The 24288-nt window shown below is 71.1% G+C and carries 16 protein-coding genes; 12 read left to right on the top strand and 4 right to left on the bottom strand.

The window, feature by feature from the left end; genetic code table 11:
• Nucleotides 1-59: 59 nt before the first annotated feature.
• The 7 genes from WG212_RS13515 to WG212_RS13485 all read left to right on the top strand — a co-directional run bounded on the left by WG212_RS13515 (nt 60) and on the right by WG212_RS13485 (nt 15600).
• Entirely contained in the window at nt 60-3263 is a 3204-nt protein-coding gene (locus WG212_RS13515) for a TonB-dependent receptor (RefSeq protein ID WP_337187628.1), read from the top strand.
• 106 nt (nt 3264-3369) lie between these two features.
• Nucleotides 3370-5175 carry a CocE/NonD family hydrolase gene (locus WG212_RS13510; protein WP_337187627.1) on the top strand — a complete coding sequence of 602 codons (1806 nt, stop codon included), beginning with the start codon at nt 3370-3372 and terminating at the stop codon, nt 5173-5175.
• Between the two features lie 6 nt (nt 5176-5181).
• Nucleotides 5182-6354 (top strand): aminotransferase class V-fold PLP-dependent enzyme, encoded by a 1173-nt coding sequence (locus tag WG212_RS13505; protein ID WP_337187626.1) that lies wholly within the window; start codon nt 5182-5184, stop codon nt 6352-6354.
• A 143-nt stretch (nt 6355-6497) separates the two neighbouring features.
• Nucleotides 6498-8921, top strand: a complete 2424-nt coding sequence (locus WG212_RS13500) for a CHAT domain-containing protein (RefSeq protein WP_337187625.1) — start codon at nt 6498-6500, stop codon at nt 8919-8921.
• Entirely contained in the window at nt 8918-12625 is a 3708-nt protein-coding gene (locus WG212_RS13495; RefSeq protein ID WP_337187624.1) for a filamentous hemagglutinin N-terminal domain-containing protein, read from the top strand. The genes WG212_RS13500 and WG212_RS13495 overlap by 4 nt, the downstream gene beginning before the upstream one ends.
• The gene (locus WG212_RS13490) at nt 12622-14499 is read left to right on the top strand and encodes a ShlB/FhaC/HecB family hemolysin secretion/activation protein (RefSeq protein ID WP_337187623.1); all 1878 of its coding nucleotides are present in this window, start codon (nt 12622-12624) and stop codon (nt 14497-14499) included. Before WG212_RS13495 ends, WG212_RS13490 begins: the two co-directional genes overlap by 4 nt.
• Nucleotides 14500-14619: 120 nt before the next feature.
• A complete protein-coding gene (locus WG212_RS13485) occupies nt 14620-15600 on the top strand; it encodes a nitronate monooxygenase family protein (RefSeq protein ID WP_337187622.1) in 981 nt (326 codons plus the stop codon).
• A 157-nt stretch (nt 15601-15757) separates the two neighbouring features.
• On the opposite strand, the gene WG212_RS13480 is transcribed toward WG212_RS13485, so the two are convergent.
• A complete protein-coding gene (locus WG212_RS13480) occupies nt 15758-16540 on the bottom strand; it encodes a cyclase family protein (RefSeq protein WP_337187621.1) in 783 nt (260 codons plus the stop codon).
• Nucleotides 16541-16805: 265 nt separating this feature from the next.
• Between WG212_RS13480 and WG212_RS13475 the strand changes: the two genes are divergently transcribed.
• The 5 genes from WG212_RS13475 (at nt 16806) to WG212_RS13455 (ending at nt 20315) form a co-directional block, all read left to right on the top strand.
• Nucleotides 16806-17444 (top strand): sugar transferase, encoded by a 639-nt coding sequence (locus WG212_RS13475; protein ID WP_337187620.1) that lies wholly within the window; start codon nt 16806-16808, stop codon nt 17442-17444.
• Nucleotides 17445-17516: 72 nt separating this feature from the next.
• Nucleotides 17517-18425: a DMT family transporter gene (locus WG212_RS13470; RefSeq protein ID WP_337187619.1), complete on the top strand. Its 909-nt coding sequence runs from the start codon at nt 17517-17519 to the stop codon at nt 18423-18425.
• Nucleotides 18426-18481: 56 nt separating this feature from the next.
• A complete protein-coding gene (locus WG212_RS13465; protein ID WP_337187618.1) occupies nt 18482-19087 on the top strand; it encodes a hypothetical protein in 606 nt (201 codons plus the stop codon).
• Between the two features lie 29 nt (nt 19088-19116).
• Entirely contained in the window at nt 19117-19467 is a 351-nt protein-coding gene (locus WG212_RS13460) for a hypothetical protein (protein WP_337187617.1), read from the top strand.
• Nucleotides 19467-20315 (top strand): neutral zinc metallopeptidase, encoded by an 849-nt coding sequence (locus WG212_RS13455; protein ID WP_337187616.1) that lies wholly within the window; start codon nt 19467-19469, stop codon nt 20313-20315. Before WG212_RS13460 ends, WG212_RS13455 begins: the two co-directional genes overlap by 1 nt.
• A gap of 19 nt (nt 20316-20334) precedes the next feature.
• Here the strand turns inward: WG212_RS13455 and WG212_RS13450 are convergent, their stop codons facing one another.
• From WG212_RS13450 to WG212_RS13440, 3 genes are all read right to left on the bottom strand, one after another.
• Nucleotides 20335-21039 carry an amino acid racemase gene (locus WG212_RS13450; protein ID WP_337187615.1) on the bottom strand — a complete coding sequence of 235 codons (705 nt, stop codon included), beginning with the start codon at nt 21037-21039 and terminating at the stop codon, nt 20335-20337.
• 94 nt (nt 21040-21133) lie between these two features.
• Nucleotides 21134-21562, bottom strand: a complete 429-nt coding sequence (locus WG212_RS13445; RefSeq protein WP_337187614.1) for a DUF6491 family protein — start codon at nt 21560-21562, stop codon at nt 21134-21136.
• Between the two features lie 142 nt (nt 21563-21704).
• Nucleotides 21705-24158 (bottom strand): TonB-dependent receptor, encoded by a 2454-nt coding sequence (locus WG212_RS13440; protein ID WP_337187613.1) that lies wholly within the window; start codon nt 24156-24158, stop codon nt 21705-21707.
• Nucleotides 24159-24288 lie beyond the last annotated feature (130 nt).

The raw sequence follows: 24288 nt of genomic DNA, 5'->3' as shown, positions 1-24288 counted from the left end.
ACCCAATACGACGATTTGGCGACAACCGCCGATCGTCCGGAACGAAGGGGGCTTCGGACATGATGGGGATCAAGCTGGCAGGCCTCGGCAGCTCGGCTGCCGCGGCGGCGCTTCTGGTGTTCGCGGGACCGGCCGCGGCGCAGGTTCAACAACAGACATACCGCTTCGACGTGCCGTCGCAGAACCTGGGCGGGGCGCTGCGGATGTTCGGCCAGGCGTCGCGCCAGCAGATCATCTTCGCCGAGGACGACGTGCGCGGGAAGACGAGTCCGGCGCTGGTCGGCGCCTTCACCGCCGACGAGGGGCTTCAGCGCCTGCTTGCCGGCAGCGGCCTGTCGGTGCGCCGCACCGCCGCGGGAGTGATCTACGTGGGGCGAGACGGCGCCGCGTCCGCCGGGGCAAACGCCAGCGCCGCGGCATCCCAGGAGGTCGCCGAAGTCCTCGTGACCGGCTCACGCATCCCGCGCTCCAGCACCGCCACGGCGGCGCCGGTGACCATCCTGGACGATGAGGCGATCACCGAGCGCGGCTACGTCAACCTCGGCGAGATGCTGAACCAGGTGACGTCGAACGTTCCCTCGTTCCCGATCTCGACCACCTCGGGCTTCCCGGCGGGTTCGGGCGCCACCTCGCCCAACCTGTTCAACCTGGGCGCCGGACGCACCCTGACCCTGCTGAACGGCCGGCGCATGGTCACGTCGTCCTCGGGTCTGGGCGACCGCACGGTCGACACCAACGTGATCCCCACCGGCCTGATCCAGCGGGTCGACATCGTCCAGGCGGGCGGCGCGGCCGTCTACGGCTCCGACGCCATCGCCGGGGTGGTGAACTACATCCTCAAGAACAATTTCGAGGGCCTGGAGCTCGACGCGCAGTACGGGGAAAGCTCGAAGGGCGACTATCCCCGCACCTTCCTGCGCGCCACCTGGGGCAAGAACTTCGCCGAGGGCCGCGGCAACATCGCCGTCGATCTGGAATACTCCAAGACCCGGCCGCTGCTGGAGTACGCCCGCCGCCGCACGGCGGAGGGGCCGCGGAACGTCCCGAACCTCGCCAACACGTCGACCACGGACGGCATCCCGCCGACCGTCTGGGTCTTCAACGGCCATTTCTGGTCGCAGAACTATGACGGCGTCATCTTCCAGACGAACACGTCCCTGCCGAACGGCCTGCTGCGCCTGAACGGCGGGGCGCTCCAGTTCTCGCCCGGCGGCCAGGTGATCCCGTACGACACCGGCCTGATCCAGGGCACCAGCAGCACCGCCATCGGCGGGCAGGGCCTGGACGTGCGCGAGAACTCCACCCTGGCGGCCGGGGTCGAGCGCTGGAACGGCACGGTGATCGGCCACTACGACCTGACGGACAACATCCGGGTTTCGGGCGAACTGCTCGTCGGCCGCCAGGAGGGCCGCGACCCCTACGGCACGCAGCAGATCTTCCGCACGGCGGGCAGCAACGCGGTGGCGTTCAACCGCGACAACCCGTTCCTGTCGGCGCAGGACGTCGCGCTCCTGAGCGCCGCCAGCCCGGCCTTCGCCGCCGGGGGCAACCTGTTCGTGTCGCGCAGGTACAACATCCTGCCGACCCGCGAGCGCTATTCGCGCACCGAGACCTTCCGCGGCCTGGTCGCCCTGGACGGCGACTTCGCGTTCGCCGACCGGAACTTCAACTGGAGCCTCTCGTACAGCCGGGCCGAGACCGAGGGGACCCAGCGGGTCTGGACGCCCAACGTGCAGACCATCGGGCAGGCGCTGAGCGCCACCCGCAACGCGGCCGGCCAGATCGTCTGCTCGATCAACGCGGACGCCAACCCCGCCAATGACGATCCGCGCTGCGTGCCCCTGAATCCCTTCGGTTCCCAGACCGCCTCGCAGGAGGCGATCCTGTACGTGTCGGTGCTGCAGGGGCAGAACTACAAGAACACCCAGGATGCCTTCCTCGCCATCATGAGCGGCGACGTGATCAACCTGCCGGCCGGGCCCGCCAAGTTCAGCATCTCGTACGAACATCGCGCCGAGAGCGTGGCGTTCCGGCCGTTCGAGGCCGACCTGCGCGGCCTCACCACCACCGGTACGGCCCCGATCAACCGGGACGGCGAATTCAACACCGACGAGTTCGCCGGCGAACTGCTGGTGCCGATCATCGGCGGCGATTTCACCCTGCCGTTCGTCGAGGCCCTGGAGGTCTCGGGCTCCTACCGTTTCGTCGACCACTCGCTGGCGGGCAAGGAAGAGGTGTGGGGCGTCGGCGGGCGCTGGGAGGTGGGCTACGGCCTGAGCTTCCGCGCCTCGAAGAGCCGCAACTTCCGGGCTCCGACCCTGGACCAGCTGTTCGCACCGACGTTCGCCGCGCCCGGCAACCCCATCGGCACGGACCCCTGCGACGCCGACCGGATCAACGGCGGGCCGGCGCCGGCGACACGTCTCGCCAACTGCCAGGCCGAGTGGGCCCGCAATCCGGGGTATGGCCCGCTGGCGGGCTTCCAGGATCCGGCCGAGAACACCGGCCTGGTCACCATCACGAGCGGCGGCAACCCGAACCTGCGCAACGAGCTGTCCGAGACCGTCACCTGGGGGCTCAGCTTCCAGCCGAGCTACATCCCGGGCCTGACGTTCACGGCGGACCGGATTCAGGTGGACCTGACCGACGGCCTTTCGGCGTTCACGCCTGCCAGCTTCCTGGCCACCTGCTACGACAGCTCGCCCCAGCCGGCGGACATCTGCGCCACGTTCCAGCGTAACGCCCTCGGCCACATCGTCGCGGCGCGGCAGACGACGTTCAACGCGGGCAAGGTGCTGTACCGTGGCGAAGTCTACAACTTCAGCTATCGCTTCCCGATCGGCCGCTTCTTCGACGACGCCGATTTCGGGACGCTGGAGATCGCGGCCGAGGCGACGCACACCACGCGCCTGCTGACCTCGGTGACGGGCTTCGACAGCAACCGCACGGACGGGACCACCTCGACGCCCGACTGGCGCGTGCGTGGCGACCTGCGTTACTCGAAGGGCCCGCTGCGCCTGTTCTATTCGGTCTACTATCTTCCCAGCGTGAAGGCCGCCTTCACCGACACGATCGAGACCAATCCCATTCCGATCGTGAAGGCGAACTACACGCACACGATCTCGGCGTCGTATGAGTGGGAGAACTACACGTTCCGCGCCGGGGTCAACAACCTGACCAACGAGATGCCGTCGTTCCCGACCCGGACCTACGGCGACATCTTCGGGCGGCAGTACTTCTTCGGGATCCGGGCGCGCTACTAGGCCGCCCGTGATCTTCCGCCCGATGCGTCCGGCTCCGTCGCGGCGGAGCCGGAGGTCCCGCCCCCGTTTCCTGGGGCTCCTCGCGGGCCTCCTCCTGGGACTGGGCTTGCCGGCGGCGGCCGGGCCGGTCGACACCCTGCCGTCGGACGTCGCGACGGACTACCGGCCCCCGCCGGCGGTCGCGCGTGTCCGCCGCGAGGCGATGATCCCCATGCGCGACGGCGTGCGGTTGCACACCGTCATCGTGATGAGGCCGGGCGTCCGCAATGCGCCGCTGGTCATGGAGCGCACGCCCTATGGGGCCGACGGCGCGGCGGCCCGGCCGCCCGGCCCCCTGGACGCCGCGCTGCTGGAGGACGGCTACATCCGGGTCTGGCAGGACGTGCGGGGTCGCTACCGTTCGGAGGGGACCTACGTCACCAACCGGCCGCTGTCCGGCCCGCTCAACCCCACCGGAATCGACCACGCGACCGATGCGGCCGACACCCTGGACTGGCTGATACGCAACGTGCCGGAGACGAATGGGCGGGTCGGCGTGATCGGCGGCTCCTATGCAGGCTTCACGGCGCTGATGGCGACGCTGTCCGGTCATCCGGCGCTGAAGGCCGCCGTCCCGGTCAACCCGATGGTCGACGTCTGGATGGGCGACGACTGGTTCCATCATGGCGCCTTCCGGCAGATCACCCTGCCCGTGCTGCCGATCCTGATGGCCGGCCGGCAGGGCGCCCCGCCGGCCGGCGGCGGGGTGGAGCTCTACGCCCGCATGCTGCAATTGGGGTCGGCCGGCGCGTTCATGCGCCACTATGGCCTGGACCAGTTTCCGATGGCGCGGCGGTTCGTGGCGCATCCGGCCTACGACGCCTTCTGGCAGGGGCAGGCCCTGGACAGGCTGCTGGCGGCGCACCCCGTCCGCACGCCCATGCTGCTCGTCGGCGGCCTCTATGACGAGCAGGATCAGTACGGCGCGCCGGCTGTCTTCCGCGCGCTCTCGGCGCTCGACCGCGACCGCCGCGTTCATCTCCTTCTGGGGCCCTGGGCGCACATGGGGGTGTTCGGCGACGGCTCGGGGCTGGGCGTCTTCCGCTTCGAAGAGGACACGGCGGCGCGCGCGCGGCGCGAGGTCATCAAGCCCTTCCTCGACGCCAGCCTGAAAACCGGCGCGTCGCCGGCCGGCCTGGCCGCGGTCACCAGCTATGCGATGGGGGGCGGCTGGAGTCGGGCCGAAGCCATCCCGGAGGCGACGCGCCCCCTCTACCTCCGCGCCGGGGGCCGGCTTTCTGCGGAGCCGCCGACGGCAGGCGAGCCAGGTCGAGACGACTACGTCGCCGACCCCGCCCGCCCGGTTCCGGTGATCGCCCGGCCGTTCTTCTTCGGCAGCCGCACCGATGGTTGGAGGACCTCGCTGGTGGCGGACCAGAGGTTCGCGGCCCAGCGGCCGGACGTCCTTGCCTATGTCACCGAACCGCTCGACCGGCCGCTGCGCATCTTCGGCCGGGCCCAGGTGGAACTGTTCGCCGCGTCCACGGGCGCCGACGCCGACTTCGTGGTCAAGCTGATCGACGTCCATCCCGACGAGATGGACGATCCGGCGCTGGCGGGTTACCAGGCGCCCATTGCCATGGACATCTTCCGGGGCCGGTACCGGCGCGGCTTCGACAGCCCCGAGCCCCTCACGCCGGGCCGCACGGAGGCGTTCCGTTTCGCCTTGCCCATGGCCGACCACGTCGTGGGCAAGGGGCACAGGATCATGGTCCAGGTGCAGTCGAGCTGGTTTCCCGTGTACGATCGCAATCCCCAGACCTGGGTCGCCGATATCTTCAACGCCCCGCCCCAGGCCTATCGCAAGGCGACGCAGAGCGTCGTCCACACGCCGGCCCACCCCAGCGCGGTGCGGCTGCCGGTGGCGGAGTAGGGCGCCGTGGACCTGTCGCGTCGCGGGATTCTCGCCGGCGCCCTGGCCGCGCCGGCCGGTCGCGGCGGCTTCGCGATCGAGGGCGTCTACCTCGACGCGGCCTTCACACATCCGGTGGGCGCCGTCGCCGCCGAGGCGGCGGCGCGCTACACCGAGGCGCGTCGGCGCGATCCCCAGGCGGTGGGGCCCCGCGCCAATCCCCGCCGCGGCGCCGTGGAGCGGTTCGCCCGCCTCATCAACGCCGCCCCGGCCGACGTCGCCGTGGTCCCGAGCACCCTGGTGGGCGAGAACATGCTGGCCGCGTCCCTGGGGCTGGGCCCTGGCGCCGGGGTGGTGACCGACGCCTTCCACTATGACGGGTCGCTGGCCCTCTACGGCGAGCTGGCCCGGCGCGGGGCCCCGCTCACCGTCGTCGCGCCGCGGGCCGGCCGCATCGACCTCGCCGACATCCGCGCCGCGGTCACGCCGACGACGCGGCTGATCGCCGTCTCGCTGGTCTCGGGCGTCACGGGCTTCACGCACGATCTCGCCGAGCTCTGCGCGCTGGCGCACGCCCGCGGCGTCCTGGTCTACGCCGACATCATCCAGGCCGCCGGCGCCATGCCGGTCGACTTGCAGGCCAGCGGCGTCGATTTCGCGGCCTGCGGGACCTACAAGTGGCTGATGGGCGACTTCGGCGCCGCGTTCCTCTATGTGCGCCCCGACCGGCTGGACCGGCTCCGCCGCGTCGAGGTCGGGTGGCGGCAGGTGGTCCGCCAGGACAGCCATGTCCTGCCTTTCGAGCCCCCGGGTCCGCCGCTGGGCGCCTATGAGCTGGCGGGTGGGGCGGCAGGCCTCTTCGAGGTCAGCACCCCGGCCTGGGGCGCGCTTGCGGTGGCCCAGGCGTCCCTGGACCACATCCTGGGGCGCGGAGTCGCCGATATCGCCGCCCATCGCCGTCCCCTGATCGACCGGCTCCAGGCCGAGCTGCCGCCTCTGGGTTTCCGGCCCCTGACGCCGACCGGCGGGCCGGGTCCCGTCGTCGCGTTCGCGGCGCGCGACGCCGCCGGCCGGTACGGCGAGCGGCTCCGTAGCCGGGGCGTGCGGGTGTCGGTCTACGAGCACCGCATCCGAATCTCGCCGTCCGTCTACAACACCGACGACGATATCGACCGACTCGTCGCCGCCCTGGCCGCGTGATTCCCGGCTTCCGACCCTCGGCCGCCGCGGCGCGGGCCCCGATTCCGTCCGGCGGGGTTCATCCTCAAGCCCCCGGTCCAACGTATCGTTGACAAGCGGCGCCGTTGCGGGCCGTTAGGCAGCCTGGCTTTGGGGGAAGCGAGATGGCGTGTGCGGCTGGGGCGGACGGGCTGGGGCGGCGACTTGCACCGGTCGCGGCCGGCGTCGCCCTGCTGTGGGCGGGCGCGGCCCAGGCGGCGCTGATCGACAGCCTGTGCATCCCCTCGGGGGGCGCGCCGGGGGCGGCCTGGCCTTCCGACGAGGCGCTTCGACGCGCGACGGCGGTGGCCGAGGCCCGCCTGGCGGAGCGCGGCGCCGAGGATCCCTATGGAGAGATCGCGCCGGTTCTGGAGGTGTCCGGGTCGGCCGGGACACGCCCGTCGGCCCAGGCGGTTTCCGAATATTGCGCGGCGGCGGGCGAACTGATGCGCGTCAGCGCCCAGGGCAGCCAGTATCAGGCGCAGACCTACCTCCTGGGCGCATTCCAGACGGCCAGCGCGGAGGGCCTGAACCGGCCGGCGTCGCTGGCGGCCTATCGCCTGGGCCTGGTGTCGCTGTCGGGCTCGACGGTGTCGGGCACGCGCGGCGGCGCGCGGCGGGGCGTCCGCGGGGCGGCGGCGGCCGTGGACCAAGTGCGCCAGCAGACGTCGGCGGCGGACTCCGGCCCCTGCGACCTGCTGCGCAACACCGCGCTGCTGATCAACGCCAACCTCGGCGTCTCGACGGCGTCGCTGGCGTGCGCCGCCGAGCAGGCGCGCCTGTCGGGTGACGAGCGGACGGCGGCGCTGGCCGACCTTCGCCTGGCCCGGCTGCGGCTTTCGGTCGCCGAGTCCGACGCGGCCGCAGCGGCGGATTTTCGCCGTCAGGCCGGGGGGGCGGCGTCGAGCGGCCTGGTCTCGGCGCATCGCCTGGCCGATCCCGCGCTGCGGGCGGAGGTGCTGGGCCGGCTGGCCCAGGCGGCCCTCGACGCCCGTGGCCTCGCCGCCGCGCCCGAGGTGGTCCGCGCCATCGATGCGATCCGCGCCGCCCAGCCCGCCGGACCGGCCGCCCAGGCGGTGGCGGCGGTGCTGGAGGCGCGTCTCGCCTTCCTGGCCGGCGACGTCGCGCCCGCCCGCGGCCTGATGGACGCCGCCCTCCTGGCCGAGAGTCAGCGCGACCTGCCCGCGCGCCTGCCGGAATGGCGGCTGCTGCTGGCCGAAATCGACCCCGACCATCGCGAGGCCCACGTCCTGGCCGCGTATGACGCGCTGGAGGCCGTCCGCCCGCTTCTGCCGCGCTTCGATCCCCTGACCGAGGAGACGGCCTTCTCGCTCTACATGCGCCGCATCTTCCAGAGCGCCGTGGACGTGCAGCTCGCCGGCGCCGTGGGCGCGCGCGAGGCGGTCCGCGTCCGCGACGCCCAGCAGATCGTGGAAGCCTACCGTCAGGCCGAGCTTCAGAGCGTGTTCGGCAGCGAGTGCATCCCGGCCCGTGAGCCACTGACGCCCGAGGCCCTCCAGGCCGGAGAGGTGCTGCTCTATCCCATCCTTCTGCCCGACCGTCTGGAGCTGCTCTATGTGACCGGCGGCGCGGGCGGCGAGGCGCGTTTCCGCCGCCTGCCGCCCAACCGCGCGATCGACCGCCAGGCCCTGTCGCGGCTGGTGGAGAGCGCGGTCCTGTCGCTGAGCTATGGAGAGGATGAGAACTGGCGGCCGGCCTCGCGCCAGCTCTACGACCTGCTGATCCGACCGATCGAAGGCGAACTCACCGAGGGCTCCCTGCTGGCGGTGGTGCCCGACGGCGCGCTCCGCAGCCTGCCGTTCGCCATGCTGCTGGACAGCGAGAACCGCTATCTCGTCCAGAGGAGCCGGGTCGCGGTGGCGCCGGCCCTGGCCTATTCGCAGGCGGGCGGCGCCGGACAGGACGAGCGCCTGCAACTCCTGGCGGCTTCGCTCGAGATGGAGGTGCGCGTTCCCGCCGGCTACTTCGAGAAGCTGGAAGGCACCGCCAACGAGGCCAAGGTCGCCGCCGTGGCCGACGGACAGCGGATCGAGCGGGCCCGGCTGATCGAGAATTTCCGCAAGGCCGATCTCGTCCAGGCGTTGACCCGGGAACAGGTGAATGTCCTGCACCTGGCCACCCACGCCTCGTTCAACGGACGGTCCGACCGGGCCTTCATCGTCGCCAACGGCGAGGTGATACTGCTGTCGGAACTGCGCCAGATCCTCAGCGCCAACCGCACCCGCGGCGATGAGCTGGACCTCCTGGTGCTCAGCGCCTGCGAGACGGCGGTCGGCGACGACGAGGCCAGCATGGGCCTGGCCGGCGCGGCCGTGCAGGCCGGCGCCAAGAGCGCCATCGCCTCGCTCTGGCCCGTGAACGACGCCGGGACCGCCGAACTCATGAAGACCTTCTATGGCCTCTATCGCGAGGGCCGGTCCAAGTCCCAGGCGCTCCGCGAAGCGCAGCTCGCCCTCATCGGCGGGGGCGGCGAGAACGCCGCACCGGGCATCTGGGCTGCTTTCACCCTGCTGGGAGCGTGGCGTTGAGCCGGACACGAGCGGCGGCGACCGCATCCCGCCTCGTCCTGGCCCTGGCGCTCGGGACCATCGCCTCGGTGGCGGCGCCCGCGCGCGTCGGCGCCCAGACCGTCATCACGCCGGACGTGGGCAACGCCTTTGCGCTGGGGACCACGGTGTCCGGCGCCGGCGGGATCGTCACCATCGACGGCGGGACGCGGGCGGGCGCCAACCTCTTCCACAGCTTCAGCCGTTTCGACGTCGGCGTCGGCGTCACGGCGCGCTGGACAGCGGCCGATCCCGGCGGCGTCGCCAATGTCGTCAACCGCGTGACCGGCGGCCAGTTCTCGCGCATCGACGGCACGCTCGACTCCATGGCCCTGCCGAACGCGGCGTTCTGGTTCATCAACCCGGCGGGCATGGTCTTCGGGCCGACGGCGGTGGTGAACGTGCCCTCGGCGGCGCATTTCTCGACGGCCTCGCACCTCGGCTTCGCGGACGGCGGACGCTTCACCGTGGCGGCGCCCGATGGCTCGGTCCTGTCGGTCGCGCCGCCCGAGAGCTTCGGCTTCGTGGGCGGGGAGCAGGTCATCGTCCTGGACGGCGTGGGGCAGGGCTTCGCGCCCGACACGGCGGTCCTGTCGTTCACGGCGTCGGACATCGGTGTCTTCGACGCCAACCTGGCGGCGCGCGGCCTGGACCTGACGGCGGTCGGCGACGTCGTGCTCGAGGTGGACGTCGCGTTCCCGCTCTCGTTGTCGGCGCGGGGGGCGGTCGAGATCCTGGACTCCAAGGTCGTCGCTCGGGCCGACACGGCGCCTGGCGCCGACCTCCGCATCACGGGCGGCAGTGTTCGCCTGTCCGGATCGTCGGTGACGTCCGATGCGGTGGGTTCCGCCCCCGGGAGCGACATTTCGATCGCGGCCCTGCGCCTGGGTCTGGGCGGGGGCTCGGTCGTGGGCTCGTCGACGCAGCAGGACGGCCGCGGCGGGGACGTTCGGATCGTGGCGGGTGAGGTCGATATCGACGGAGGCGGCCTCTTCGCCGTCTCCGGCGCCGGGGGCGCCGGAGGCGACATCATGGTGACGGCGAGCATCGTGTCGCTGCGCAACGCCCCCGCGGTGTCGGCCAACGCCCTTGGGAGCGGCGACGGCGGAACCATCACGATCGAGGCGGATGTGTTCGAGGCCGACGGCGGCGTCCTCGTCGCCACCACCTCGGGCTCGGGCTCGGGCGGCGACATCCGGGTCACGGCCGCCCGACAGGATTGGATCGACGGCGTGGCCGCCTCGACCGCTACCGGCGGGGGCCGGCCGGGCGACGTCGTGCTGATCGGCGAGCGTATCTCGCTGTCGGGCGGCGCCTACGGTTCCTCCCCCGGCGCAGCGAGCAATTCGGGCAGCCTCGTCATCGAGGCGTCGCAGGGGTTCGAGGGCATCCAGACCTTCCTCACCGTCTCCGGCGAGGATGTCGGGGGCGCCGGCGTGATCGCGATCCGCAGCCCCGAGATCTTCTTCGAGGGCTCGGCGATCGAGTCGAACGCCCTTGGCGATGGCGCCGCGGGCGTCGTCATCATCGACGGCCGCTCCGTCCTGCTCTCCGATACGCGGGTGACGGCCGAGGCGCGGGGCGGCGCCGGGGCCCAGCCGGGCGCCATCCAGATCCGCGGCGCCGACGCCCTGCGCCTGCGCGGCGGCTTCGTGAACTCCATCGCCTATTCCGCGGCGGATGGCGGGACAGTCCTGATCGAGGGTGGCGATGTCTTCCTGGACGACACGATCGTCCAGTCCGACACGTTCGGCGACGGTGACGCCGGCAGCATCTTCGTGCGCGCCGACAACGAGCTCCTCGTCCGCAATGGCCAGGTGTCTTCGGACAGCAACTTCAACGGCGCCGCCGGCGGGGTGACGCTCGAAGGCCGCAGCCTTACGATCGATACGAGCGCCAAGGTCTCGTCCGACACGTTCGCCTTCGGCCAGGGCGGGACCGTCACCTTGCGGGGCGGCCAGATCCTGCTGGCCGACGGGGCTCAGGTCACCTCCCGGGCCACGGGCGGCACGGGGAACGCCGGGGCGGTGCTGATCGAGGCCGACACGCTGGCGCTCGAAGAGGCCTTCGTCTCGTCCGACGCGCTCAGCCTGGGCGACGCCGGCGCGGTCGTCGTCCGGGTGAACCGCCTGACGCTCTCGGCGATCTTCGAGAACAGCACCTACATCAGCTCTGACACGCTGAGCCTCGGAAACGCCGGCGGCGTGGCGATCGACGCCAAGTCGATCAGCCTCTCGGGACCGGTGTTCATCTCCTCCAACGCGCTGGGGAGCGGCGACGCGGGCGTTGTCGCCATCCGCACCGATTCGCTGAGCCTCGGCCCGGGAACGTTCATCGCGTCGGATACCCAGGGGCCGGGCGCCGCGGGCGACGTCACCATCCAGGCCGGGACGCTTGAGCTGAAGGGCGAACCCGGCTTCCTCACCTACATCAGCTCCGACAGCCTGGGCGCCGGCGACGCCGGCGCCGTGACGATCCAGGCCGGGACGCTGCGGATGAGCGGCGAGGCCTTCATCTCCTCGGACGCCTATGTCTCGGGGGCGGCGGGCGATGTCACCGTCGCGGCCGACAGCGTGAAGCTGGATAGCGTGGCCAGCATCCGTTCGGGCGCCTTTTCGTTCGGCCCGGCCGGCAACGTCCGCGTCACTGCCGGCGAGATCGCGCTCGACACCGAGGCCTCGATCACCTCGGACGCCTTCGAGGGCTCCACTGGAGACGCGGGCTTGGTCGAGATCGCGGCGAAGAACGTCACCGTCCGCGGCGATGCGCGCATCTCCACCTCCAGCCGAGGCGAGGGCGATGCGGGCGGGGTGCGCCTCGTGTCGGAGACGGTGCTGCTGGAGGACGGCGGGCTGATCAGCTCCGCGGCCGATATCGGCGCCACCGGCGCCTCGGGCGTGCTGGAGATCGTGGCCGACACCGTCACGCTCCGCGACGGCGGAGCGATCAGCACCATCTCCCTCAATCCCAACCCGGCCGGCCTGATCGACATCCGGACCGGAACGCTGCGGGTCGATGGCGTGGATTCGGTGATCTCCAGCGAAAACCTCTCAGGAGATACGACGCTGGGTCTGTCCGGTCCCGGCGGCGACGCCGGAACGATCCGTATCCGCGCGGAGAATCTCACCGTCTCCAACGGCGGGCGGATCAGCACCAACGCCGCCGGGGGCGCGGCCGGCGACATCGAGATCGCGATCCCGCGTCCCGGCATCCTGCTGCTGGAGGGCGCGCGGGCGCCGGGGATCATCCAGACCTCGTCGGGCAGCGCCACGGGCGGGCGGATCACCATTTCGGACCCGCTGGCGATCATCTCCAATGGCGGCAGCATCCTGGCGCTGGGCGAGCTGCGCGGGGCGAACGTCACGATCCAGAGCCGCTATTTCGTCAACTCCAGCGACCGGGTGAACACCGTGGCCGTGGACGGCGACTTCCGGTTGGAGACCGGCCTGTACGACATCAGCAGCGGGGTGGTGAGCCGCGACCTGTCGGTGCTGGACGCCTCGCGCGTGCTGCGGGGCCAGTGTCCGGCGGCGCGTTCGACCGGCGCGGTCAGTCAGCTCATCACCCGGCCGGTCGGTCCCTATGTGCGGGAGGTCGCGCCCGAGGGGCTGCGCGCGCCCGATGCCCGCACCCCGGATGCCGGTGCTCCCGCGGTCCGTGCGCCGGCGCCGGGGGCCTGTCCTTGAGCCCGTCCCGCGGACTTCTCGCGCTGCTGGCCTGCGCCGCGCCCGCGATCGCCTGGGCGCAGCCCGCCGGCGACCTTTCCCAGGCGCGCACCGGCCCAGGCGCCGTCCCGCCCGCGACGCCGGCCTATGCCGAGCCGTCCGGGAGCCTGCCGGGGCCGACGGTTTCCGCCGCATCCCCCGCGCCCGACGGCGCGCTGGTCCCGCTGCGCGAGGTCCGGATCGTCGCCGATACGTCGGCCGGCGGACCCGCGCGCCAACCGCCCGCCCGCCCGCCCCCGGCCTGGCGTCCCGAGGCGGGACCTGGTGACCTCCACCTTTCCCACACGCCGGGCGAGGCGCTGGACGAGGCCTGGGTGCGCCGCCAGTTCGCGGCCAACGGCCTGCCCGGGCCCGGCGGCTTCGCCCGCGCCCTGGCCCTGGTCCAGGTGCTGAACCGCGCCTACCTGGGCGCGGGCTTCATCAACTCGGGCCTCGTCGTGCGGCCGTCGCCGGAGCCGGGGGTTCTCGACCTGCGGCTCGTCTATGGGGGGCTAGCGTCGCCCGCCGATGGCGCGCCCGGGATCTCGGTCGAATGGGTCGAGGGCCGGCCCAAGGGCCTGACGGCCGCCTATGTGCGCGATCGCATGGCTGCGGCCCGGCGCCGTCCGCTCAGCGCCGTCGATCTGGAGCGTGACTTCCGTCTCCTGGCCGAGGACCCGGCGATCCGGACCGTCAACGCCGACCTGCGTCCCGGGCTCCGGCCCGGCGAGGCCAGCCTCGGCCTGGCCATCTATCCGGCCGACCGCTTCGACGTCTACGTCACGGCGGCCAACAGCCGTTCGCCCTCTGTGGGTGGCGAACGGCTCTCGGCGGGCGGCTCGGTCCGCAACGTCCTGGCCGCCGGCGACCTGCTGAGCGGCGAGGCCGGCGTCACCGACGGTGTCGAGGATTTCACGCTCAGCTACGCCGTTCCGTTCCTCACGCCGCGGACGACGCTCTCGTTCCGCGGGTCCTACAACGACGCCGCGGTCACCGATACGCCGCTGCTGCCGCTGGACATCTCGGCCCGCGATCGCGCCATCGAAGGCGGGATCCTGCACAAGGTCTACGAGGCGCCGTTGCTGCCCACGGCCCAGCCGGGCCGCTGGTCTTCGGCCCGGACCGTCAGCCTCGGAGCCCAGGTGGCCTGGCGGCGATCCGACACCTTCCTCCTGGGCCAGAGGTTCTCGTTCGCGCCGGGCGCGGTCGACGGGCGGGCGCAATATACGATCCTTCGCCTGGTGGCCGACTATGTGGAGCGCAATGTCGACCGGGTGTTCGCCGTCTCGCTCACGGGCGTCCAGGGGTTGGAGGGCACGCGCTCCGACATCCCCGGTCTGCCCACGCCCAAGAAGGGCTTCCACACCGCGCTGGTCCAGGTGAACTACGCCCGCCGCCTTCCGGACTATGGCGTCGAGTTGCGCGCGCGCCTCTCGGGCCAATGGGCCGACAGCGTCCTCTACTCGGGCGAGCGCTTCACGGCGGGCGGCGAGTACACGGTGCGGGGCTATCGCGAGAACCTGGTCCTGGCCGACAAGGGGCTGGTCGGGTCGGTGGAGGTCGCGCGGGCGATCCGGTTCGGCCGGCCGGCCGGCGGCCGCGCCTTCGATTGGGGCGCCTTCACCGTCTCGGCCTTCGCCGACGGCGCCTACATGCGCAGCGACGCGCCGCCCCAGCCGGTGAAGACCCTCTATTCGGTGGGAACGTCGCTGGCCTGGACGCCGTCGGATGCGCTGTCCGCGCGCATCACCTATGCGAAGTCGCTGAAAGACGTGGAGGTGGCGGGCCGCCGCGACCTCCAGGATCACGGTTTGCAGTTCCGCGTGACCACCCGGCCGCTGCGCTGGTTCCGCTGACGCAGGGTGAGGGATGTGGCCGGCGCGGTCGCTCGGGTGTGGCCGCCCGGGACGTCTGACGCTACCGTCCCGCCCGAGTGGAACGAAGAGGGCGCCCGGGGCGCCGAGGGGAAGAACGCCATGATCAAGACCCGTATCACCGAAATGTTCGGCGTGGAGACGCCGCTCGTCATGGGGGGCATGACCGGGGTCGGCTATGCGCCGCTGGTGGCCGCGGTGGCCAACGCCGGCGCGCTGGGTTTCATCACCGCCCACCACTCGCAGTCGGCCGAGGAGCTCCACAAGGAGATCCAGCGCTGCCGCGACCTGACCGACAAGCCGTTCGGCGTGAACCTGACGCTGCTGCCGTCGCTGAACCCCATCCCCTACGACGAGTACCGCCAGGCGATCATCGAGAGCGGGATCAAGATCGTCGAGACGGCGGGCCGCGCGCCCGTCGATCACCTCCCGGCCTTCAAGGAGGCGGGCGTGAAGGTGATCCACAAGTGCACCTCGGTCCGGCACTCCATCTCGGCGGTGAAGCATGGCGTGGACGTGATCTCCATCGACGGCTTCGAATGCGCGGGGCACCCCGGCGAGGACGACATCGGCCTGATCGTCCTGCTGCCCGCGACGGTGGATGCGGTGGACGTGCCGGTCATCGCCTCGGGCGGCATGGCCGACGGCCGCAGCCTGGTCGCCGCGCTGGCCCTGGGCGCCGAGGGCGTCAACATGGGCACCCGCTTCATGGCCACCCAGGAGTGCGCCATCCATGAGAACGTGAAGAAGAAGATCGTCGAGAACACCGAGCGCGACACGCTGCTCACCAACCGCACCCTGCGCAACACCAGCCGGGTGGCGCGCAACGCCGTCTCGGAAGAGGTGGTGAAGATCCAGCAGGATCCCACCAAGACGATCGAGGACGTCCGCCACCTGGTGGCCGGCGTGCGTGGCCGCACCAACGTGCTGGGCCAGGGCGACACCGACGGCGGCATCTGGACCGTGGGCCAGGCCCAGGGCCTGATCCACGACATCCCCACCTGCAAGGAGATGGTGGCCAACATCATGCGCCAGGCCGAGGCGCTCCTGGAAGCCAACGCCAAGCGCCGCGTCGCCGCCTGACCCCGGAGCCTCCGCGCAAGCGGAGGCTCTTTCCCATGTCCACGGAGACACACGGACAGAGGCGGCGACATCCGTGTGCCTCCGTGTGTATCCGTGGATCTCCAAATCGGAGGGCGCCGCGTTGCGGCCTTCTGGGGCGGCCTTTTGGGGCAGTCTGTCAGTCCAGGATCGCTACAGCCCGGATCCAGCCGGCCGAGGCCCCGGCGATCTTCACCGGGAAGCATGACAGGACGAAGCCGGTCGGTGGCAAGGCTTCCAGGTTCGTCAGCTTCTCGATCTGGTAGTATTCGCGCAGCCGCCCGGCCTTGTGGCCTTCCCAGATGATCTTCGGGTCGCGCCGCTCGGCCCAGCGGCGGGCCGTGTGCGAGAACGGCGCGTCCCACGACCAGGCGTCGGTGCCCACCACCTTCACGCCCCGTTCCGTGAGGTAGAGCGTGGCCTCCTCGCCCATGCCGCAACCCTTGTGGATGTAGCCGGGGTCCCCATAGGCCGCGCCCGCGGCGGTGTTGACCAGCACGATGTCCAGCGGCGCCAGCGTATGGCCGATCCGCGCCAGCTCGGCCTCCACGTCGGCGGCGGTCGCCACATAGCCGTCCTCGAAACGGCGGAAGTCCAGCTTCACCCCGGGCTGAAGGAAATATTCCAGCGGCCCTTCGTCGATCGTCGGCGCCGGGCGTGTCGCCACCGCCTGGTCGGTGGTGGAGTGGAAGTGCCAAGGCGCGTCCATGTGGGTGCCGTTGTGGGTCGAGAGCCGGACTTGCTCCACCGCCCATCCCTCGCCGTCGGGCAGGTCGTCCGCCTGCAGGCCGGGGAAGAAGCCGGCGATCTGCCCGACGGTCTCCTTGTGGCGCGAGTACGAGATGCTGGGCCGCATCACGTCCGGGTCCGAGATGATGTCGTTGGTGATCGGGATCGACAGGTCCACCAGGCGTCGCGCCATCGTCTTGATCCTCCCCGGCTCTTTTCTGTGCGCCGAGCCTCTCCCGAACCGATTTTTCCGGCAAGTGGCCGCATTTGCGGAACCTCGTGGCCATGCTCGGGGTTTGCGGTGGGTCGGGCCGAGGAAGGGCCGGAAACGCGGCGGTGTGCGCCAGGGCCGGAGAACCGGTCCGGGCGCTCGCGTACGCGCCGGTTTCACATGCGCACGCGTCTTCAGGTGCGTGCGTTCTGGGACTGCGCGCGTCTTGGGGGTGAGCTCTGCGGTCGTGTTGAAGATCCTCGCGCCGCATCGGCGGCCGACCCTCCAACGGGTGGCCACCAGCCGGCGGAAGCGCCTGTTCGACGTCCTGGTCGCCGGAACGGCGCTCCTGACCTTTCTTCCTCTCCTTTTGCTGATCGGCACGGCGATCTGGATGGAGAGCCCGGGGCCGATCCTGTTCCGCCAGCAGCGGACCGGCCTCGATGGCCGGCCGTTCCGGATCTTCAAGTTCCGCACGATGCGCGTGCTGGAGGACGGGCGGGCGGTGGTCCAGGCGGCGCGCGGCGATGCGCGGATCACGCCTCTGGGCGCGGTCCTGCGCCGGATGAGCCTGGACGAACTGCCCCAGCTCCTGAACGTGCTGCGGGGCGACATGTCGATCGTCGGCCCTCGGCCGCACGCGCTCGCCCATGACGCGGCCTGGGCCGAGCGTGTCCCGGGCTACGCCGGCCGGTTCCGCGCCCGCCCCGGCCTGACCGGCGCCGCTCAGGTGGGGGGGCATCGCGGCGAGATCGCGGACGATGCGGCCCTGCTGGCCCGGATCGCGGCCGACAACGCCTACATCGACCGCTGGCGGTTCCGTCACGACCTGGTCCTGGTGGTCCGGACCGTCCCACTGCTCTTCGGCGACGAACGCGCCTTCTAGGCTGAGGTTGCCAGGTCCCCGCGCCGCGTTCGGAGGTTGACGCCGGCCCCTGCGCGCCGCCTAAGGGCGCCCGTGTCGCCCTCCGCCTCCCCTCCAGCCTCCAATGTCGTCCTGGGCATCGCCTATCGCGTGGCGGCGATGGCCTGCATGGCCGTGCTGTCGGCGCTGGTGAAGTGGACGGGCTCGCGCGGCGTGCCGGTCTTCGAGATCATCCTCTTCCGCAACCTCTTCGCCTTCCTGCCGCTGGGCCTCTACATCTGGCGCACCACCGGCTTCGAGGTCCTCAGGACCCGGCGGCCCCTGGGCCATTTCGCGCGGGCCACCGTCGGTCTCTTCGGGATGGTGTGCGGGTTCTCGGCCGTTCAGTATCTGCCCCTCACCGAGGCGACGGCGCTCCAGTTCACCTCGCCGCTCTTCATGACCGCCTTGTCGGCGATGCTGCTGTCCGAGAAGGTGGGCCGCCACCGCTGGGCGGCCGTCTGCGTCGGTTTCGTCGGTGTCCTGCTCATGGCGCGGCCGCTGCCGGGCCAGATGAACGTGCCCGGCGTCACCCTGGGCATCCTGGCCGCGCTGGGCGCCGCCGGGGCGATGGTCGCCATCCGCCAGATCTCGGACACCGAGCGCGGCGCCACCATCGTGTTCTATTTCACCCTCGGCGGCGTGGTGATCGGTCTGGTGGGTTCGCTCTTCCACTGGGTGACGCCCGACCCCCTGACGCTCGCCATGCTGGTGCTGGCCGGGGTGATCGGGGGTGTCGGCCAGCTCTTCCTGACCGAGGCGTTGCGGCAGGCTCCCGTTGGGGTGATCGCGCCGTTCGACTACACCCAGCTCGTGTGGGCCGCGCTGCTCGGGCTGGTGATCTGGGGGGAGTTGCCTCATCCGCTGACCATGGCGGGCGCCGTGGTGGTCGCGGGCAGCGGCGTCTACATCCTGCATCGCGAGCTGCGGCGCTATCGCGCCCCGGACGGCGGCGCGAATTGACAGAACCGGATTAGGGGCGGACGCTGTCGGTCATCAGCCAGGCTGTGGAGCAGGCCATGCTCAGCACCTCCCGACGCGTTCTCCCTCTCGGCTCGCCGTCTGTCGTCGCCGTCGCCGCGACCGCCGCGCTCGTTGCGGCCGCCGCCCTGGCTTGGGCGGGCGGGGCCCGGGCCGCCGTCACCGTTCTGGGCGGAGGCCTGGCGCGCGAGTGCTCGAACGCCGCCCTCGGCGGCCTGTCCGACATCCGCTCGGAAGAGGCCTGCACCCAGGCGCTGTCGACCGAGTTTCTGGACCTGCGAGACCGGGCCGGCACCTATGTGAACCGTGGCGTCATCAAGTTGCGGCGCAGGGAGTTTGCGTCCGCCGAGTGGGATTTCAACCGCGCCATCGAGACCAAGCCCGACCTGGGTGAGGCCTATGTGAACCGCGGGGCCGCCTGGGTCGGCGCCCGGCGCTATTCGGACGGCCTGGCCGACATCAACAGGGCGCTGGAGCTGGGCGTCAGCGAGCCGGAGAAGGCCTACTACAATCGCGCGCTCGCGCATGAGGGCCTGGACGACCTCCGGGCGGCCTATTTCGACTACCGCAAGGCCGTCGAACTCAAGCCCGACTGGGACCCGCCGCAGAAAGAGCTGGCGCGGTTCACCGTGGAACGCCGATAGAGGCCGTACGTTCGCCCCTGATGTCCCGCTTGTTCGCCTTTGCCCTTTCCATGACGTTCCTGGCTCTCGCCGCGGCGCCCGCGGACGCCGTCGCCCAGCCGACGCAGTTCCAGCTCGACGACCTCCGCGCACGCGAGGAGGCCGCCCAGCGTCGCGCGGTCGACCAGGGCAACCAGCTCCAGGCGCTGGAGGCGCGCCTGCGGGCGGAACAGGCCGTCCGCGACCTCGCCCGCCCTTCGCCGCTGGTTCCCGCGCCCGACGTTCCGCCGCGCGCATCGCCCGCGGCCGCTCCCGCCATGCAGGACTATCCCATGATCCCTGACGCCGCCCTCGCCGAGTCCAACCGCCGCGTCCGCGCGGCGTCCCGGGATCCCCGCTGATGCGCTGGCGGGGCGGAGAGGGCGGCGGCAACATCGAGGATCGCCGCGGCATGGGCGCCGTGGGCGTCGGAGGCCTGGGAGTCGGCGGCGTCATCCTGGCGCTGGTGGGGTATTTCATCTTCGGCATCGATCCCTCGACCACCCTGGGCGTGGTCCAGGGGGCGGCCCCTGCCCAGCAGCAGGCGGGCGTTCGGGGCGCGCCGGAAGACGAGGCCGGGCGGTTCGTCGATGTGGTGTCGGGCAATGTGGACGCGGTCTGGACCCAGCTCTTCCGCCAGTCCGGGCGCACCTACGAACCGCCGGCGTCCATCGTGCTGTATCAGCAGGCCACCGGCACCGGCTGCGGCACGGGCCAGGCGGCGATGGGACCGTTCTATTGCCCGGCCGATCGCAAGGTCTACCTGGACCTCTCGTTCTGGCAGGAGCTTGAGACCAAGTTCGGCGCCGGCGGCGAGGCGGCGCGGGCCTATGTCATCGCTCATGAGATCGGGCACCACGTCCAGACCCTGACCGGCGCGTCCGAGCGCTCGCGGCGCCTCGGCGCGCGCGGGGCCGAGAGCGGCGCCGTACGGCTGGAACTGCAGGCCGACTGCTACGCGGGGGTGTGGGTGGCCCACGCCGCCACGGTGTCGGGCGGGCAGGTGGCGCTCGACGCCCGCGACATCGAGGACGGCCTGCGCGCCGCCGCCGCGGTGGGCGACGACACGCTCCAGAAGCGTTCGCAGGGCCAGGTGGCGCCCGATACCTTCACCCACGGCTCGTCCGAGCAGCGCATGCGCTGGTTCCGACGCGGCGCCGAGACCGGGGACCCGAACGCCTGCGACACCTTCCGCGCCGAGCGGCTCTGAGCCTCGGGCGAGCGGGCCTTCAATCCAGGGCGACGGGCGCGGACTCCCAGCCCAAGCACACCGCCACGGCCTTGCGGGCCAGGAGGTCCGCCGGGTCCACCATCTCCAGCCGCAGGTCCCGCGGCGCCAGCACCAGGGGAACCTCGGCGCACCCGGCGACGAGGACCTCGGCGCCGGCCTGACGCAGGTCTTCGGCGTAGCCCTGCATTTCCCGCGTCACGTCGGCGGTTCGTTCGCCGGCCTTGATACGGTGGAGGGTGACCATGAACGCCTCCTGGCGTTCGGGCGGCAGGGCGAGCAGGCCCATGGCTCGCGCGGCGAGGTACTCGCGATACAGCTTCAGCGCGCCGCGCTCTCCGAGCACGCCCGCGCGCATGGCGCCCGTCCGGCCGGCGGCCTCGGCGCCCAGCCCGATCATGTCTATCAGCGGCAAGCCGCTGGCGCGCCGGATCAGGTCGGCATGGGCGTGGGCGCTGTTGCACGGCATGGCGAGCACCTCCGCGCCCGCTCCGCGCAGGCCCCCGGCCATCTCGGCCAGGGCGCCGCCGGCGTTGGCGCCCGGAACCCCGGGGGCGGCCGTCCGGGGATTGATGTCGGCGATCACCCGGATGTGGTCCTGGTCCTGGTGGGCGGGCGTGCAGGCCTGCACCTTCGCCAGGAAGTCGACGGTGGCCGCCGGGCCCATGCCGCCCAGCACGCCCAGGACGAGGGCCGGCTGGCTCACGGCCTGCGCCCCACGGGCTGCGTCGGGCGGTCCGCGGGGCGGCGGGCGGGTATGGAGCCGGTGGAGCGCATGCCTGCTCCCTAGGCGCTTGCCGTCAGGGCTTCAACTTCGGCGGCAGGGCGGCCACCTCCTCGGGCGTCATCCTGACGACGGAATCCACGATGCAGGGCGAGGGGAAGCCGGCGCGCGAGATCGAGATGTCCATGTCGATGGGCTTGCAGATCAGCGCCGCGCCCGGTGGGCTGCGGGTCACGATCGGGTCCGACGATGTGGCGCCGGCCAGGCACGAGCCCTTCATGGTGACGCGATAGGCCCCCTTGCCCTGGACGTCGACCAGAAGGGTCTGGCGGTCGCCGATGGTATGGTTGCGCATGTCGCTGGAGCGGAAGCAGTCCCCCGGAGCGAGGCCCGCGCCGGACGGGGGCGGCGGCGTCGGCAGGGCCGAGGGCTTCTGCGCGACGGCGCCCGTGGCGATGGCCGTGGCGGCGGCCGCGACCGCCAGGGCGAGGATCGGAAGCTTCATGGTGGTCTCCTGAGGCAGGTGTCCGGGAAGTCCCTCGCCTCAGGATACGTCGTCCGGCCGCCGCCGTCTGCAAGTCCTGGGCCCCTGGGAGCTAGACCCGCAAGGTGGTCCCCGACCCGCGAGGCGGCGGCCGCCCGAGCCGTCAGCCTCCGAACTTCCTGGTGAACCGAACGCCGACCTTGCGGGGCGGCAGCGGGTTGGTGAACGACCGTACGAAGACGGTGCGGCCGGTCTCGTCGGTCACCGTGCCGTTGTTGAACCACGGGTTCCCGTTGCCGCCGCTCTCGGCGAACGTGTCGAAGATGTTCTCGGCGTACAGCGTGACCGACCAGTCGCGCGCGTCGCCCGAGAGCGTGGCCGACAGGTTGTGCATCGTATAGTCGTCGAAGGTGATGGCGCCGCCGCGGTTGCCCACCGCCGACAGGATGTCCGACACGTAGCGGCCGGAGTAGTTGAGCTGGAGGTTCAGGCCCTCGGCGATCGGCCGCTCATAGGTGACGAAGACGCTGGCCTGGTGTTTCGGCGAGCCCGGCAGGCGGTCGCCGTCGAAGGCGTCGACCAGGGTGTTGCGGAACGGGTTGCCGGTGGGATTGGTCGCCGGATCGGGGATCGTGCGGACGAACTTGGGCGCGTCGGCGGTCAGCTTGGCGTCGGTGTAGGCGTAGCTGGCCCGCACGGTCAGTTCCTCGGTCACCCGCGCGTCGAACGAGACGTCGAAGCCCTTGGTCTCGGCTCCGCCGCCGTTGCGGGTGATGGTCCCGCCGCCGATGGTCGTGGCCGACAGGAGCTGCGGGTCCTTCCATTCGATGTAGTACAGCGAGGTGTTCAGGGTCAGGCGGCCGTCCAGCCACTGTGTCTTGGCGCCCAGTTCGTAGTTGATGGTCTTGTCGGGGCTGTAGGCGATCTCGTCGGGCAGGGCGCAGACGTTCTGGAAGTTGCCCAGGGGATCGGGGCAGGGCGCGATCCCGTTGCCGCCGCCGATCCGGTAGCCCTCGCTGTAGGTGAAATAGGCCAGCACGTCGGGCGTGATCTGGTACGAGGTGTTGAACTTGTAGAGGAACCCGTCGTCCTTCTGGCCGTCCTCCTCGAAGTCGAGCCGCACCTCGGTGGGCGCGCGGCCGTCGGGGATGATGCTGGTGAACAGCAGCGGCAGGTCGACCGCGTTGAAGGTCTTCAGCTTGTAGTCGTAGTAGCGGACCCCGCCGGTGACCTGCCACTTGTCGGTGATCTGGTAGCTGACCTCGCCGAAGGCGGCGACCTGCTCCAGCTTGCTCGTGCCGACCGCCAGATACTCCAGCGAGTCCGGCCGCAGGTCCCCGCCCGTGCCGAAGGCGTCGATGGCGTAGCGGTCGAAGTTCGGCGTGAACTCCTTCGAGAAGCCGTCGGTGTCGTACTTCGAGAAGAAGCCGCCGACGATCCAGCTCAGGGGGCCGTCGGTCTTGGAGACCAGGCGGATTTCCTGGGTCCAGGTCTCGTCGTCCTGATCCTCGAGCGTGTAGCCCACGAACGAGGGGAACAGCTCGTAGCCGTAGGCGAAACCCACCAGCAGGTTGGTCTGGTCGCGCTGGCCGCGCTCCTTGTAACGCGCGTAGCCGGTGGCCGAGGTCAGCTCGGCGAAGCCCAGGTCCAGGCTCATCTCCAGGGCCAGCAGGCCGTTCTCGCGGCGGTTGGGCTCCAGCACGCGCGTGGGCGAGACATAGCGTTCGGTGGCGATGGCGCTGCGGTGGCCGCTGATGGTCCGGCCTTCCGAGCGCTGGTCCTGGTAGTAGTAGGTCAGGTTCGCGTCGAAGATGTCGGTCGGCCGCCACCTGACCGCCAGTCGGCCAGAGACCGTCTTCTCGCCGTTGGCGTCCTTCTTCGGGTCCAGATCGTAGCCCGGTCCGGCGAGGATGTTGGGGTTGCTCACGCCGGGTACGCGGACGACGTAGTCGTAGTCGATGAAGCCGGTGTCCTTGAGGAAGTCGAGCGAGGCGCGCACCGCCACGGTCTCGCCGATCGGGAAATTCCCCGTGGCGCCGTAGTCGTAGCTCAGCCCGCTGGCCTTGGAATAGCCGTAGCCGTCGCCGCGGACCTCGAAGCTGCCGACGCCGAATTGCGGGCGCTTGGGGATGTAGCGGATCGCGCCGCCCATCGTACCCGCGCCATAGAGCGTACCCTGCGGACCCAGCAGGAATTCGACCCGTTCCATGTCATTGAGCTTCAGGTCGATGTAGATCGGGATCTCGCCCAGGTAGGTCGAGACGATGTCGCCCGCGTTGTTGCCCAGCACGTCGGTCTGGCCGATGGCGTCGACGTTCAGGCCGCGCACGACGATCCGGTCCGAGGTGCGTCCCCCCTGGTCCACAAGGTGCACGCCGGGGATGAAGCCGGCCAGTTCGGCCAGGTCGGTGGCGCCCTGTCGCTGGATGAAGGATTCGCCCACGGCGGCGATGTTGATCGGTACGCTCTGGACGTTCGCCTCCCGCCGCGTGGCGGTGACGATCAGTTCCTCGACCTCCGCGCCGCCCTGCGCGGCTGCGATGGCGGGCGTCGCGATGGCGACGGCGCTGATCGAAGCAAGCAGAATGCGGCGACGATGCAGAGGCGATATCTTCATTGCGGAGTTCCCCAGAATTCTGAAAGGCTCATGCGAGCTTTGGGGAAATCTGGAGACATTCATCCGGAACGCCGCAACCCCGACGACCGGGTATTGGACATGAAGCGGCCTCGTTGCGGTGGGCGAGACA

The sequence above is a fragment of the Phenylobacterium sp. genome, assembly GCF_037189685.1.
Taxonomy (GTDB): domain Bacteria; phylum Pseudomonadota; class Alphaproteobacteria; order Caulobacterales; family Caulobacteraceae; genus Phenylobacterium.
This window is presented reverse-complemented; position numbering and strand designations above follow the sequence as displayed.

Excerpts from the sequence above, each read along its gene's own strand:
- WG212_RS13515 (WP_337187628.1), top strand. The coding sequence starts at position 60 with ATGATGGGGATCAAGCTGGCAGGCCTCGGCAGCTCGGCTGCCGCGGCG.
- WG212_RS13500 (WP_337187625.1), top strand. The coding sequence starts at position 6,498 with ATGGCGTGTGCGGCTGGGGCGGACGGGCTGGGGCGGCGACTTGCACCG.
- WG212_RS13485 (WP_337187622.1), top strand. The coding sequence starts at position 14,620 with ATGATCAAGACCCGTATCACCGAAATGTTCGGCGTGGAGACGCCGCTC.
- WG212_RS13480 (WP_337187621.1), bottom strand. The coding sequence starts at position 16,540 with ATGGCGCGACGCCTGGTGGACCTGTCGATCCCGATCACCAACGACATC.
- WG212_RS13465 (WP_337187618.1), top strand. The coding sequence starts at position 18,482 with ATGCTCAGCACCTCCCGACGCGTTCTCCCTCTCGGCTCGCCGTCTGTC.
- WG212_RS13455 (WP_337187616.1), top strand. The coding sequence starts at position 19,467 with ATGCGCTGGCGGGGCGGAGAGGGCGGCGGCAACATCGAGGATCGCCGC.
- WG212_RS13445 (WP_337187614.1), bottom strand. The coding sequence starts at position 21,562 with ATGAAGCTTCCGATCCTCGCCCTGGCGGTCGCGGCCGCCGCCACGGCC.
- WG212_RS13440 (WP_337187613.1), bottom strand. The coding sequence starts at position 24,158 with ATGAAGATATCGCCTCTGCATCGTCGCCGCATTCTGCTTGCTTCGATC.